We start from the raw sequence: 14,660 nt of genomic DNA, 5'->3' as shown, positions 1-14,660 counted from the left end.
CGCCCGGCGCCCCGTCCGGCAGCGTTACCGCGGCGCCAGCGAGGTCAGCAGCAGCGCCTCGGCCACGGCGAGATTCTCGATCTCGGTGGGGTCGACGCTCTCGTTCGGCGCGTGGATGACGCAGCGCGGTTCCTCGACGCCGATCAGGGCGATCTCGGCCCGCGGCACGGCGCGTTGCAGCGCGGTGCACAGCGGGATCGATCCGCCCTGACCGGCGGTCCCGACCTCCCGGCCGTAGGCGGCCTCGAGCGCCGCGCGCAGTGCGGCGTAACCCGGACCGTCCGTCGCCGCCCGGAAGGGTTCGCCGAGGACGTCGCGGTCGATGCGCAGGTGCGCTCCCCACGGCACGTGGGCCTCGAGATGGGCGACGAGCGCGTCCTGGGCGGTGCGGGCGTCGATGCCGGGCGGCACGCGCAGGTTCAGGCGTGCGGACGCGCGTGGCACGACCGCGGCGGCCGATCCGACCACGGGCGGGGCGTCGATCCCGAGGACGGTCAGTGCCGGTCGCGCCCACACCGCGTCGGCGACGGTTCCGGAGGTGGGGAGCGAAACACCGTCGAGCACGCCCGCGTCGGCGCGGAAACGGTCTTCGGGATAGGGCACACCGTCCCAGGTCGCGGTGCAGTCGAGTCCGTCGACAACGGTGTTGCCGCGCTCGTCGCGCAGGGTGCCGAGCAGATGGATCAGCGCGGCCAGCGCGTCGGGTGCCGCTCCCCCGTACATCCCGGAGTGGATCTCGCCCTTCAGTGTCTCGATGTGGACGTCGACGTTCGCGATTCCCCGCAGCGTCGTGGTGAGGGTGGGCCGGCCCACCTCGGCGTTGCCGCTGTCGCCGATGACGATGAGATCGGCGTCGAACAGTTCGGGTCGTTCGGCGACGAGGTGGTCGAGTCCGGCGCCGCCCATCTCCTCCGAGCCCTCGATGACGATGCGGACACCGACGGGCAGTGGGCCGTCCGCACACAGCGCCCGCAGCGCCAGCAGGTGCATGACGACGTTGCCCTTGCAGTCGGCGGCGCCGCGGCCGTACCAGCGGCCGTCCCGTTCGGTGAGCGTGAAGGGCTCGCTGTGCCAGAGCGATTCGTCGCCGGGCGGCTGAACGTCGTAGTGGCTGTAGAGCAGAACCGTCGGGGCGCCCTCGGGTGCGGGCGTGTGTCCGAGTACGGCGAGTGAGCCGTCGACCGTCTCGATCGTCTCGACGTTCTCGATTCCCGCCTCGGTGAAGGCATCTCGCACCCAGTTCGCCGCACCGACGCATTCCTCCACCGGGAACTGGCGCGGATCCGCGACGGAACGGAACGCGACGAGCCGCGCGAGATCGTCGCGCGCGGCCGGCATCGCCTCCCGGATCCGCTCGCGGATGCGCTGCGTCGCGTCGGTGTCTGTCGCTGTCATGATCCGTCCTCCGCACGTCGGATGAGTACGTCGATTCCGTCCAGCAATCGTTCGAGACCGAAACGGAAGTCCTGTTCGTGCCATACTGCCTCGTCGTCGGCATCGCTCCCGTCGGGGTCGAACGCGCCGCCCTCGACCGCCGCCAGCACCGAGGGGTACTTCTCGGGATCGAGGATGCGCCGCAGCATCGCCGGGGTGTCGGACGGGTCGTCCGCGACATCGGTTCCGAGTTCCCACGAGAAGCGTGCGCGACCGATGGCGTAGAGCGAGATCATGGTCACCACCTGCACCTTCGCAGGCTCGTCGAGTGGGGTGGCGGACAGCGCGCCGAGTCCCGCGTCGAGCCAGAGCAGGTTGTTGGGATAGTACGGCGCCGTGCGGATCGGGTACTGCGTCAGCCACTTGTGCGCGCGCAGACTCCGGTACTCGGCCATCGCCCATGCCTCGAGCCGTTCCCGCCAGTCGCCTCCGGTCGGTAGCTCGGGGGGCGACCCGATGGCGCGGTCCCACGCGAGTTCGACGAGCTGGTCCTTGTTGCTCACGTAGCGGTACAGCGACATGGTGGTGAAACCCAGTTGCTTGGCCACCCGGCTCATCGAGAGCGCTTCGAGCCCTTCGGCGCCCGCCACCTCGATCGCCGCATCGAGGACCTGCTCGAGCGTGAGTCCCCGTCGCGGACCCCGGGTGCCGGTATCGCTCAATCCCCATGCCAGCTGCACACTCTGCGGCAGCGGATCGCCGGGCTCGGGACTGCTCATGCTCCTCCAGATTTCGGGTCTTGCCGCCATCCTAAAACTGTGTACGCTATACACATCGGTATATGGCATACACAGTTAGGGAGATGTCATGACTCGTCCCGTTCCCGCCATCGACGTCCGGGGCCTACGCAAGTCGTTCGGCCCGACCACCGTTCTCGACGGCGTCGACCTCCGGGTCGACACCGGATCCGTCTTCGCACTGCTCGGCGCGAACGGCGCCGGCAAGTCCACGACCGTCCGCATCCTGACCACCCTGTTGCGCCCCGACGCGGGCACCGTCACCGTGGCCGGCCTGCCCCTCCCCGCCCGCGCCCACGCCGTGCGCGAGAACATCGCACTCACCGGCCAGTACGCCGCGATCGACGACGTCCTCACCGGCACGGAGAACCTCCGTCTCGCAGCGCGCCTCGCGCACCTGCCGTCGGCCGCGATTCCCGGTCGCGTCCGTGACCTGATCGAACGTTTCGACCTCGCGCACGTCGCCGACCGTCGCGCCGGCACGTACTCCGGCGGCACGATGCGACGCCTCGACATCGCCATGAGTCTCGTCGCGTCCCCGCAGGTGTTGTTCCTCGACGAACCCACGACCGGGCTCGACCCGCGCAGCCGCCTCGTGATGTGGGAGGCGATCCGCGAACTCGCCGACGACGGCGTCACCATCTTCCTGACCACCCAGTACCTCGAGGAGGCCGACCGGCTCGCCGACCGCATCGCCGTCCTCGACGGCGGGCGGATCGTCGCCGAGGGCACACCCGACGAACTCAAGTCGCTGGTGCGCGGCGGCTATCTCGAACTGCGCTTCGCCACCGACGCCGACCTCACCCGTGCCGCGTCGGTGCTCGACGGCGAGATCGACCGGGCAGCACTGACACTGCAGGTCCACACCGACGGCGATCTGCCCCACGTCGCCACCCTGCTCGAACGCCTCGCCGCCGAGGCGGTCCCCGTCGAGAAGTTCGGGCTGCACTCCCCCACCCTCGACGACGTCTTCCTCACCCTCACCGGCTCCACCGACGAAACGAAGGTCGTCCGATGACACTCCTCGCGCACCCCACCCCGCTCCGCTTCGCCGCGCGCGACCACGCCGCCGTGACCGGCCGGAACCTGCGGCGGATGCTCCGCAGCCCCGACGCACTGCTCATGGGCCTCGCACTGCCGGTCCTGCTGCTCGTGTTGTTCGTCTACGTCTTCGGCGGCGCGATCGACACCGGCACCGACTATCTCAACTACGTCGTGCCCGGCATCGTGCTGCTGTCGGCCTCCTTCGGGGCGGCACAGACGGCCGTCGCGGTCGCCTCCGACATGCACCGCGGCATCGTCGACCGGTTCAGGTCCATGCCCATCGCCCGGTCGGCCGTGCTCACCGCGCACGTCGTCGCGAGCCTGGTCCGCAATCTCGCCAGCACCGTCGTGGTGTTCGTGGTGGCCGCACTCATGGGATTCCGGCCCGACGCCCACCTCGTCGAATGGGTGGCCGCCACGGGTGTCATCGCGTTGTTCGTCCTGGCGGTCTCCGCCGTCTCGGCCGCGCTCGGGATGCTCGCGGGCAATGACGAGGCCGCGAGCGGGTTCACCTTCCTCCTGCTCTTCCTCCCCTACGTGAGCAGCGCGTTCGTCCCGCCCGAGACGATGCCCGGATGGCTGCGCGGTTTCGCCGAACACCAGCCGGTCACCCCGGTGATCGAGACCGTCCGGGGACTGCTCACCGGCACCGGGATCGGGTCGTCCGCGATCGTCGCGATCGGGTGGTGCGCGGCGTTCACCGCGATCGGCCTGGTCGCCGCCACAGCACTGTTCCGACAGCGGACCGCGCGCTGACCTGTGGCTGCCCGGTTTGTGACACTCTGACTCACAACAAGTATTCGGGAAAGCACGGACGTCCGGCTAGCCTGGGCGCGTGGAGTCAGCAACGAACGGCCGCCGCGCCCCGCGCCGGATCGATCCGGCGCTCGAGGTTCAGGCCGAGCCCCAGGAGCTCGTGCCGCGTCGGCGGCCCACCCAGGAGCGGAGCCGCCGCAAGTTCGACGCCCTGTTGGCCGCCTCGCGTGAACTGCTCACCGAGGTCGGCTTCGAGTCGTTCACCTGTGAGGAGGTCGCGTCCCGCGCCGACGTCCCCATCGGCACGCTCTACCAGTTCTTCGCCAACAAGTACGTGATCGTGTGCGAGCTCAACCGGCAGGACCTCGTCGGCGTCCAGAGCGAACTCGCCCAGTTCAACGGCAAGATCCCGTCCGTCGACTGGTTGCGCTTCCTCAACAGCTTCGTCGACCACCTCGCCGGACTGTGGACCACCGATCCGTCCCGCCGCGAGGTGTGGCTCGCGATGCAGTCCACCCCGTCCACCCGGGCCACCGGCGCCATCCACGAACGCGAGTTCGCCGAGCAGGTCGCGCGGATGCTGGCACCGCTCACCCCGGACACCCCGCGGCCGCGCCGCAAGCTCATGGCCGAGGTGCTCGTCCACATCGTGTACTCGATGCTCAACTTCTCGGTGCAGGACGACCAGACCCACGCCGACGCCGTCGTGGAGCTCAAGCGCATCATGGTCGCCTATCTGCAGATCGCCGAACAGGACTCACGTGCCCAGGCCAAGCGACGCAAGCGCCGCGAGGAATCGGCGCGAGCCGATCTGCAGGAGGCCGACACGGATCAGGCCGAGGAAGCTCCCGCTCCCTCGGCCTGAGTCCCCACATCTACTACGTACTTCGGTCGTCGACCTCGTCGAGGACGACGAATGCGCCGGCCATGTCACCGTCATGGGTCAGCGACACATGGATCCGGACGCCGGTCAGCTTCTCGGCGACCTGCCGGTGCAGCCGGATGCTCGGGCGACCCCACGCGTCCGAGACCACTTCGATCTGCTGATGGATCGTCTCCGGTAGGACCGGGGGGCTCCCGAACAGCGACGCCGACCACGCCTTGATCACCGCCTCCTTCGCCGCCCACCGGGCGGCGAAGTGACGGGCGGGATCGGAGCTGCGGGTGTTCGCGTCGCGACGCTCGCCCGGCGTGAAGTTCGCCAGCATCGTCGTTCCCGTACGACTCAGCTGTTCCGCGAACTCCGGCACCGACACGAGGTCGAACCCGACACCCGCAACTCCCATTCCGGTACTCGTCCGTCCTGCTCGGCCGACTACTTGCAGCCGGGCAGACCGGAGCGGTACACGTCGTCCTCACCGAGGCGGGCCTCCGGCGAGAGCAGCACGTCCGCCTCGAGCTGACGCGAGGCCGGTGCCGGCACGCTGTCGCCGCCGAGGCGACGATCCGCGGGCCGCTGGTAGAGCGAGGCCCCACCGGTCATCGCGTCCACCAGGCGACGCTTGCCGGCGACGGTGCGCTCGGCAGCCTTGGCCAGGTAGGCCTCCCGGCGCTCGGCCGGGATCGCCTCGACGAACGCCTGCGGGTGGACCACCGCGATCAGACCCGACACGTGCCCGAAACCGAGGCTCGTGAGCAGACCCGCCTTGAGCGGAAGCTGCTCGCCGAACCGGATCGGCGTGCGCGGCCACACGAGGTGCTCGAATTCCGCCATCTTCTCGTCGACACAGTCGAGGCTGCGGTTCGGCGGAACCACACCCTGCGCGAGGACCTGGCACAGGCCGATCAGCTGGAAGGCAGCGGCGCCGCCCTTGGCGTGACCGGTCAGCGACTTCTGCGAGACCACGAACATCGGGTTGCCCTCGCTGCGGCCCAGCGCAGCGGCCAGACGCTCGTGCAGCTCGGCCTCGTTCGGGTCGTTCGCGGCGGTCGAGGTGTCGTGCTTGGAGATCACCGCGATGTCGTCGGCCGTGAGACCGAGCTTGCGCAGTTCCTTCGCCAGACCCGACTCGCGTCCACCGCGACCCGCACCGAGCGCACCGATGCCGGGCGCCGGAATCGAGGTGTGCACACCGTCGGCGAACGATCCGGCCCAGGCGACCACACCGAGCACCGGCAGGCCCATCTCGAGCGCGACATCGCCGCGGGCGAGCAGGATGGTGCCGCCACCGGCCGACTCGACGAAGCCACCGCGACGACGGTCGTTGGCGCGGGAGAAGCGACGATCGCTGATGCCCTTGGCCTGCATGTCCTCCGACTTGGCGGTCGCGGACATGTCACCGAAGCCGACGATGCCCTCGATACCGAGATCGTCGAAGCCACCGGCGACGACCAGATCGGCCTTGCCGAGCTTGATCTTGTCCACGCCCTCCTCGACGGAGACCGCAGCCGTGGCGCACGCCGCGACCGGGTGCACCATCGCGCCGTAGCCACCGACGTACGACTGGACGACGTGTGCGGCGATGACGTTCGGCAGGGCCTCCTGCAGGATGTCGTTCGCCCGCGACTCGCCGAGCAGCGTGTCGATGTACAGCGACCGCATCGAGGACATGCCACCCATGCCGGTGCCCTGCGTGTTGGCGACCATCGACGGGTGCACCCAGCGGAGCAGCTCGGACGGGGTGAAGCCACCGGTGAGGAAGGCGTCGACCGTGCTGACGATGTTCCACAGACCCACCCGGTCCACCGAGTCCGCCATGTCGGCGGGGATGCCCCACTTCGTGACGTCGAAGCCGGTCGGGATCTGGCCGCCGACCGTGCGGGTCAGCTTCGCCTTGCGCGGCACCCGGATCTCGGTGCCGGCCTTGCGGGTGACCGTCCAGTCGCCCGACTCGGCGTCGACCGACGCGACCGTGTTCTCCGGATCGGAGTCGACGAACGCGCGAGCCTCGGCCTCGGAACCGACGACGAACGACAGGTCCTTGTCGAGGAAGACCGAGGTGAGCAGCGGAGCCGTGTTGTCGATCATCGCGCCGTCGTCGGCGTAGCGGCGGATGCCGCAACGCTCGACCACCGCGTCGTGGTAGCGGTCGGCGATCTCCGCCTCGGGCACCAGCTCACCGGTCTCGGTGTCGTAGAAGCCCGGCTTGGGATCGTTCTCCCAGCCGATCAGCCCCGTGACCCACGCCAGCTCGAGCACACCGGCGGCCGACAGTTCCTCGTCGACCTCCATCTCGAAGCGGGTGCGAGCGGAACCGTAGGGGCCGAGCTCGCCGGCGCCGACGATGACGACCGTGTCGGCGAGGTCGGCGGTGACCGTGCCCCACTCGGGGGTCGGCAGCGCCTCGGCGCGCGGAGGCTCGGGCAGCGCCGCGATGGTCGCGGTGTCGTCCTCGTCCTCCTCGACGGCGTCGGCCGCGTCCTGCGCCTGCTTCGCGAGCGCCGGCAGGTCGACGTCCACCTCGGACAGTCCACCGGTCAGGTCCGCGACGAGCGGAGCCTCGGCGGCGAGACGCGTGGCCTCCGGCCCGACCAGCTTCAGCAGCTCGCCGGCCATCTCGTCGGTCGACCAGGTGCGGACACCGGCGGCCTCGACGGCCTCGACCAGCGGGTCGTTGCCGCCCATCAGGCCCGTGCCACGCACCCAGCCGATGAGGGCGTGGGCCAGGGTGACGCGCTCGGCCCAGGTGCGCTCGGCGCTCCAGCGGTTGATGATCGCGTCGAGTGCGGCCTTGGCCTCACCGTAGGCACCGTCGCCACCGAACTTGCCGCGGTTCGGCGAACCGGGCAGCACGACGTGCAGGTGGGTGTCGACGTCGCGGTCGTACCCGATCTGCGACAGTCCGGCGATCAGTCGCTCGACCGACCACAGCAGCACCCGCATCTCCATCTCGGCGCGCGCACCGGCGTCGGCGAGCGAGCCCGCCACGCGCGGCGCGGCGAACGGGAAGAGCAGCGTCGGGGTGAGCGCGTCCTTGATGAGCTTCTTGGCGCCACCGGCGACCTCGACGGTCTCGGTGCCGATCCACTCGATCAGGGCATCGACGTCGCTGTAGGACGCCATGTTCGCGGGAACCACCCACAGAGCGGCGCCGGCGCGGGCGTTACGTGCGTACAGCTCCTTGTAGAAGCCCAGGCGGCTGTCGTTCAGCGAGGACGTGGTCACGACGACCGTCGCACCACCGGCCAGCAGCTTCGCGGCGACGGCTGCGCCGATACCGCCCTTGCTGGCGCCGGTGACCACGGCGACCTCGTCCGCGTACTCGGCACCCTCGGTGACGACGGCGGTTCCGGCGATCGCGGCGTAGGTCTGCGCGAGCTCGGTACGACCGGCCTCGGTGGCCTTGCGGCCCCAGAACTCGGCGTGCGCGGCCACGGTCCGGCCGGCGCCGGTGAACCGCTCGACCTCGAGCTGCTCGCCGAGCCAGACACGGGCCAGGTCCTCACGGGCGGTGGCCCAGCGGTCGTCGATCAGGACGGCCTTGCGCTCGTCGAAGGCCGGAGCGACCAGACGCGGCCAATCGGAGCCGAGCTCCGCCGAGACCAGGTCGACGAGTTCGTCGTCGGCCTTGTCTGCCAGACCCGAGACCTGCTCGGTGTGGCCGAGCTGCTCGAGCACGAAGCGGGCAGCGCCGGCGAGCACTCCGTCGCGACCGGTGATCTGCTCGGCGAACTCGCCGAGGGCAGCGGCGTCGACCGTCGCTCCCCCGCCGCCACCGGCGGACGGCATCGACACGGCGATTCCGCGACGCGAGGCCACCGACTGCACGGCGGCGTCGATCAGCTTGTCGACCGAAGCGGCATCCGCGAGGGCGCCGTCGGTCAGGCCGCCCAGGTCACCACCGCGGACGGACGAACCGTCGCGGCTGCCGAGCGCAGCTTCGGCGGTGACGTGCGACGCCCAGCCCTCGCCCAGACCCCACACCTTGGTGACGCGGTCGGCGATGTAGGCGGGACGCTTGCCCGACGGACCGAACACCTTGCGCAGGTGGTCGTTGATCGAGTCCGACAGCACCGGGCCGAAGGGACGGTAGGTGCGGGCGAGACGGTCGACCGTGCCGGCGAGGGCACCCATGTCGGCGTCGGCGGCACCGTCGATCGCGCCGAGCGAGAGCTCGGAACCGAGGTCGACGAGCAGCTGGTTGCGGCGCGAGGACACGCCGTCGCACAACGCCTCGATCGTGTCGGCGGGGCCGATCTGATCCGGGCGCAGCTTCGTCCACAGTGCGATGAGCACCTTGGTGGCGTCTGCGGCCTTGAAGGCGATGTCGTCCGGCGTCGGGCCACCGGCCGGCGCAGCGGGAGCCGCGGCGGGTGCCGGGGCCGCAGCGGCGGCGGGAGCGGACTCGGTGGCCGGTGCGGCGGGATCGTCGTCCTCGACCGGGGCGGGATCGGTGTCGGTCGAGTAGACGACCGACGCCTCGCGCTCGATGTTGAGCACCTCGACGGGCTGACCGAAACGACCGGGCAGCTTCAGCGTCTGCGATGCGAGGTTCGCGACGGTGGGCGCGCCACCGAGACCGACCTCGACGAACCGCTCGACACCGAGACCACCGTCGGCCTCGTCGGCGAACAGCAGGTCCTGCGTCTCGATCCAGCGCACCGGCGACGCGAACTGCCAGGCCAGCAGCTCGGCGAGCACCACGCGGGTGAGCTCGACCGGCTTGGCCGACCAGCTGTCGAAGTCCGCGAGGACGTCGGCGAGCGGCTGCGACGGCACCAGGTCGGCGATCTCCTGGATGAACTCGCGGCCCAGATCGAACGGCTTGGGCACGAGGTTCGGGATGTACCGGCCGATGAGGATGTCCGGGTCGATCTCCTGCGGCAGCAGGGCGAGCAGGCGCTCACGGAAGTCGTCGACACCGCCGCGCAGCACGGTCGAGTGGAACGGCACGTCGATGCCCGGGACGAGGATGAACGCGCGCTTGCCACCGAACTCGGCGACCTTGCGCTCGATCACGGACTCGAGGGCTTCGAGGCCGGCGACCGTACCGGCGATCGCATACTGCGATCCGCGCAGGTTGAGGTTGACGATCTCCAGGAATTCCCCGGTCTCCTCGGCGACACCGGCGACGAAGGCCTGCAGGTCCGCGTCGTCCACACCGAACTGCGACGGCCGGATCGCGGCCATGCGGTAGTTCGAGCGGCCGTGCTCGTCGCGCGGCACGAGGGCGTGCATCGCGGAGCCGCGCTGGAAGACGACCTCGAGGACGGCCTCGAGCGGCAGCACACCGGCGACCGCGGCGAGCGCGTTGTACTCACCCACCGAGTGACCGGCCAGGAAGGCGTCGTCGACGAACGCACCGGCCTCCTTGAGCTCGGCGATCTGCGCGACACCGAGGGTCGCCATCGCGACCTGCGTGAACTGGGTCAGGTGCAGCACGCCGTCGGGGTGCTTGTGGGTGACGCCGCGGGCCTTGAGGACCGTCGGGTTGTCGCGGACCACGGCCAGGATCGAGAAGCCGAGAGCCTCGCGGGTGTGCTTGTCGGCGCGCTCCCAGATCTCGCGGGCGGCCTTCGAGCGGGCACGGGCGTCGAGGCCCATGCCGGGACGCTGGATGCCCTGGCCCGGGAAGGCGTAGACGGTCTTCGGCGCGGCGATACGGCCGGTCGCGACCATCACAAGGTCACCGTCGACGCGGCAACCGACCTCGACGACCTCGGCTCCACCGTCCGTGGCGATGCGGTCGACGCGCACGTCGATCTTCGCGCCCGGACGGACCATGCCCAGGAAGCGGGTGGTCCATGCCGTCAGGCGACGGACCGGCAGCTTCGCGTCCTGCTCGATCGCGGTGACGACCTGCTGCGCAGCGGCCGACAGCCACATGCCGTGGACGATCGGGCTTCCGAGACCGGCGAGCAGCGCGGCGTTGTCGGAGGTATGGATCGGGTTGTGGTCGCCGGAGACCTTCGCGAAAGCGCTCATGTCGGTCGGCGCCACGATCACGGCGTCGCGGCGGCGGCGGCGCGGCGTCTCGGCGACGGCTTCGGTGAGAGCACCACCGGCGCGGACCGGATCGGCGAGATCGGCGGTGCCGGTGCGGCCGCGGATCGCGAACCGCTCGGCCAGGGTGGCGACCACGCGGTCGCCGGATCCGTCACCGCTGTCGGCGGTGATGACCACGTCGACCTCGACGACGCGACCCAGGTCGGTGTCGGAGACACCGGTGACCTCGGCCTTGACGCCCAGGAAGGCGGGATCGGTGGGCAGACCGTTCTTGACGTCGATCGCGTGATCCAGGTGGACCAGGTCGAGCATGCCCTCGATGACCGAGAGATCGGTCTCGGTGCGGGCGGCGCCCAACGCAGCGAAGACGGCCGGCCAGCAGGCACCCACGAGCACATCGGGCACACCGTTGCCGCTCGGCGTCAGGTTCGCGGGCAGGCCCGAACCGGTGACACCGGCGTGGTCGGCGATCTTCTCCGGCAGCCAGCCGAGGGTGATGCGGGCAGCGCCCTTCTTGACCTCGGGCAGTTCCTGACCGGCGGCGACACCGAGCAGCGCGGACATCGCCGCATCGGCGTCGGCCTCGGTGACGACGGGCGCGCCACCGGAGACGACCGAGGAGGGCACGGTCAGGCGGATCTCGACAGCCTTGTCGCGCACCAGCGGAACCCGCAGGCCGACGTGCTCGTCGTCGAGGATCGTCAGGGTCGCACCCGTCGGGGCGTGCGAGGCAGCGGTCTCCGACTCGACGGTCCACTCGTCCAGATCACCGAGACGGTGGATCGGGTTGCGGGTCTGGCGACCCGCCCACGAGACGTCGGGCGAGGACAGCACGGCGTCGAGCAGACCCGGCGCGATGTCGCGGTGGCGACGCGCGGCGAGCTCGACCGGCTCCACGCCCTCGGCGACGAGCTCGTCGGCCGTGGCCTTCTCGAAGCGGTCGAGGAGTTCACCGACCGGCTCGTCGACGCGGGTGATACCGGCGACGGCGACGGTGCCGGGGATGACGCAGACCTGGTCTGCGGAGTACCGCGGATCGTGGGCCTGCCACAGCGAATCCGAACGCCACCAGCGACGCACGTCCTGGTCGACGACCGGAACGAAGTTCACGGGCTTGCCGGGCGTGCGGCACAGCGACACGAAGAACGGTACGTCGGCGGGATGCAGCACGACCTCGCCCGCGTCGGGGTACTGCGCGAGCAGCGACTTGATCGCGGCGTACGGACGCTCGAGCACCGCGTCGTCGTCGAACAGGGTCGGGATCGGGCCCCGGCAGACGGGATGCAGGCGTGCCTCGGCGCGCTGCAGCATGTCGCGGAAACGCTCACGCCAGGACACGTCCAGCCACGGGCTGGTGTGCGCCTCGGCGAGGACGTCCGCGAGGTCGGTGCCGCAATCGAACTCGGCGCCGTTGTCCGCACCGACGGCCAGCTCGAGGTAACGCTCGAGCCACTGCAGGTAGGTCATGGTGTCGAGGTCACCGAAGTACGGCTTCGCCGTTCCGTTCAGGGCCTCGATGATCTCGTCGCGGCGGGCGGCCACGGCATCGGCGTCACCGGCGACCTCGTCGAGGAGGCGACCCGTGCGCGACGCAGCATTGTCGATCTCGTGGATGTCGGCGCCGAGCTGGCTGCGGCCGGAGGCCATACCGCCGGTCGCGGTGCCGGCGGCGACCCAGTCGGGGGTGCCGGGGGTGTCGACGAGCAGCTGCTTGACCTCGGGAGCCGTGGTGGCCTCGAGGGTCGCCATCGCGGCGGTGCCGACGAGGATTCCGTCGAGCGGCATCGCGGGGAAACCGTAGACGGTCGACCAGCGACCGGTCAGGTAGTCGGCGGCCTTCTCCGGCGTACCGATGCCACCGCCGACGCACAGCACCAGGTTCGGGCGCGTGCGCAGCTCGGCGTAGGTGTCGAGGAGCAGGTCGTCGAGGTCCTCCCACGAGTGGTGACCACCGGCGCGGCCGCCCTCGATGTGGGCGATGACCGGGTAGTCCGGGACCTCGTTGGCGATGCGGATCACCGAACGGATCTGCGCGACCGTGCCCGGCTTGAAGGCAACGTGCTCGATGCCGGCCTCACGCAGGTCGGAGATGATCTGCACGGCCTCGTCGAGCTCCGGGATACCGGCGGTGACGACGACGCCGTCGAAGGGCGCACCGGCCGCACGGGCCTTGGGCACGAGGCGCTTGCCGCCGACGTGCAGCTTCCACAGGTAGGGGTCCAGGAACATCGAGTTGAACTGGACGGCGCGACCCGGCTCGAGCAGCTCGGTGAGCTCGGCGACGTGGTCGGCGAAGATCTGCTCGGTGACCTGACCGCCACCGGCGAGCTCGGCCCAGTGGCCGGCATTCGCGGCCGCGGCGACGATCTTCGGATCGACGGTCGTGGGGGTCATGCCCGCGAGCAGGATCGGCGAACGGCCCGTCAGGCGGGTGAAGGCCGTCTCGACGGCGATGCGGCCGTCGGGCAGCGCGGCCGGCTTCGGAGCGAACTCCGACCAGGCACGCGGAACCTCGGGCTCGGCGCCCGGGGTGAGGAGGTTGCGCTGACCGCCGCGGGTCGCGGCGGCGATGATGCCGACGCCCTGACCGCGCAGGCCCGAGCTGGTCATGCGGGTGAGGAGCTCCCCCGGGCCGAGGTCGAGGATCCACGAGGCACCGGACGCGACGGCGGAGTCGACCTGCTCGACCCAGTCGATCGGGGCGACGAGGATGGCCTGCGCCAGGCTGCGCGCGAGCTCGGCGTCGAGCTCGCAGCGGGCGGCCCAGTCGGCGACCTGCTCCACGGCATCCGCGAATGCGGGGTGATGGAAGCCGACCTCGGCCGCGACGGGCTCGAAGGTCGGGGAGAACACGGCGCCACCGCGCTTCTTGGCCTCACGCTCGCGGGTCTCCGCGGCGGAGATCTGCTCACAGCGCTGCTGCACGCGCTCGAGGGCGGCGGGCGGGCCCGACAGCACGACACGACGCCGGGCGTTGCGGATCGCGACGACGGCGCTGCGCTCGGCATCCTGGCCCTCGAAGACCTCGGCGACGATCGCGCGCAGGCGCTCGGGGTCGACGTTGGCGACGGCGAGCATCGGGTACTTGCCGGCGCCGGAGATCAGGCCGCGACGACGTCCGACGAGGGTCGCGGCGGCACCGATGAGCTGGGCGATCGCGAGGATCTCGGCGTCCTTGCGGCCGGCGGCGGCGACGGACTCGACGGCGAGGACGCCCTGCGAGTGGCCGATGACCGCACTCGGCGCGACGGAGTCGACGTCGAGGCCCTGGTTCGCGAGCGCACGCAGTGCGGCGACCTGAGTGAGGAAGACGCCGGGAAGCGACACGGCGGCGGAGGTGAGAGCGGCTTCGGAGGGGCCGGTGGGCGCGTCGTCCTCGTCGGCGAGTTCGGCCTCGAGGATCCACGCGACGGGGTCGAAGCCCGTCGGACGGACCACGACGAGGTCGCTCGCGACCGGGGCGAGGTGCGCGGTGGCGCGGTTGACCAGGTCGGTGAGGACCGGTTCGAGTCCGTTGTCGCGGCTGAGCTCCTCGAGCGAGGTCAGCCAGGGGGCTCCCTGGCCGCCGAATGCGAGCGCGTAGGGCTCACCCGCGAGGAGCTTGTCGACCAGGGCACGGGCCGGAGCGGCTGCCGTGGACCGATCGGTGGTGCGTCGTGATGCCTTCGAGTTCCGTCCGTTGTCGCCTGGTGTGGTCTCGTCGATCGTCACGCGTGTGGTTCCTCTCCTGAACACCCCGGCGTCGAGGCTTCGTGTGTCAGCGCTGCGCGCCGGTGTGCTGCTGGACTAGTGGTCCGCTGTTC

7 protein-coding genes are annotated in these 14,660 nt (G+C 70.7%); 3 read left to right on the top strand and 4 right to left on the bottom strand.

All coding sequences use genetic code 11. The features are described from left to right. Nucleotides 1-24 precede the first annotated feature (24 nt). Together CKW34_RS08605 and CKW34_RS08600 are read right to left on the bottom strand one after the other, a co-directional pair. Nucleotides 25-1,395, bottom strand: coding sequence for a dipeptidase (locus CKW34_RS08605; RefSeq protein WP_059383951.1), 1,371 nt, complete (start codon nucleotides 1,393-1,395; stop codon nucleotides 25-27). Continuing rightward, a complete protein-coding gene (locus CKW34_RS08600; protein ID WP_059383952.1) occupies nucleotides 1,392-2,153 on the bottom strand; it encodes a TetR/AcrR family transcriptional regulator in 762 nt (253 codons plus the stop codon). Before CKW34_RS08600 ends, CKW34_RS08605 begins: the two co-directional genes overlap by 4 nt. Nucleotides 2,154-2,241: 88 nt before the next feature. Between CKW34_RS08600 and CKW34_RS08595 the strand changes: the two genes are divergently transcribed. From CKW34_RS08595 to CKW34_RS08585, 3 genes are all read left to right on the top strand, one after another. Next, nucleotides 2,242-3,189 (top strand): ATP-binding cassette domain-containing protein, encoded by a 948-nt coding sequence (locus tag CKW34_RS08595; protein ID WP_059383953.1) that lies wholly within the window; start codon nucleotides 2,242-2,244, stop codon nucleotides 3,187-3,189. Continuing rightward, a complete protein-coding gene (locus CKW34_RS08590; RefSeq protein WP_059383954.1) occupies nucleotides 3,186-3,971 on the top strand; it encodes an ABC transporter permease in 786 nt (261 codons plus the stop codon). The genes CKW34_RS08595 and CKW34_RS08590 overlap by 4 nt, the downstream gene beginning before the upstream one ends. Nucleotides 3,972-4,050: 79 nt before the next feature. After that, entirely contained in the window at nucleotides 4,051-4,836 is a 786-nt protein-coding gene (locus tag CKW34_RS08585; protein ID WP_059383955.1) for a TetR family transcriptional regulator, read from the top strand. 13 nt (nucleotides 4,837-4,849) lie between these two features. Here the strand turns inward: CKW34_RS08585 and acpS are convergent, their stop codons facing one another. Both acpS and CKW34_RS08575 read right to left on the bottom strand, forming a co-directional pair. Beyond that, complete coding sequence (gene acpS, locus CKW34_RS08580; RefSeq protein ID WP_059383956.1) at nucleotides 4,850-5,257, bottom strand: holo-ACP synthase AcpS; 408 nt, start codon at nucleotides 5,255-5,257, stop codon at nucleotides 4,850-4,852. A 29-nt stretch (nucleotides 5,258-5,286) separates the two neighbouring features. Then, entirely contained in the window at nucleotides 5,287-14,568 is a 9,282-nt protein-coding gene (locus tag CKW34_RS08575) for a type I polyketide synthase (RefSeq protein ID WP_059383957.1), read from the bottom strand. Between the last annotated feature and the right edge of the window lie 92 nt (nucleotides 14,569-14,660).

This window comes from Rhodococcus rhodochrous, from assembly GCF_900187265.1.
GTDB lineage: Bacteria > Actinomycetota > Actinomycetes > Mycobacteriales > Mycobacteriaceae > Rhodococcus > Rhodococcus rhodochrous.
Note: the sequence above shows the minus strand (reverse complement) of the source record. Positions and strands in the feature narration are given on the sequence as shown.

What these genes read in the sequence shown, in the direction of transcription:
- CKW34_RS08600 (WP_059383952.1), bottom strand. Translation starts at nt 2,153, where the DNA reads ATGAGCAGTCCCGAGCCCGGCGATCCGCTGCCGCAGAGTGTGCAGCTG.
- acpS (WP_059383956.1), bottom strand. Translation starts at nt 5,257, where the DNA reads ATGGGAGTTGCGGGTGTCGGGTTCGACCTCGTGTCGGTGCCGGAGTTC.
- CKW34_RS08595 (WP_059383953.1), top strand. Translation starts at nt 2,242, where the DNA reads ATGACTCGTCCCGTTCCCGCCATCGACGTCCGGGGCCTACGCAAGTCG.
- CKW34_RS08605 (WP_059383951.1), bottom strand. Translation starts at nt 1,395, where the DNA reads ATGACAGCGACAGACACCGACGCGACGCAGCGCATCCGCGAGCGGATC.
- CKW34_RS08590 (WP_059383954.1), top strand. Translation starts at nt 3,186, where the DNA reads ATGACACTCCTCGCGCACCCCACCCCGCTCCGCTTCGCCGCGCGCGAC.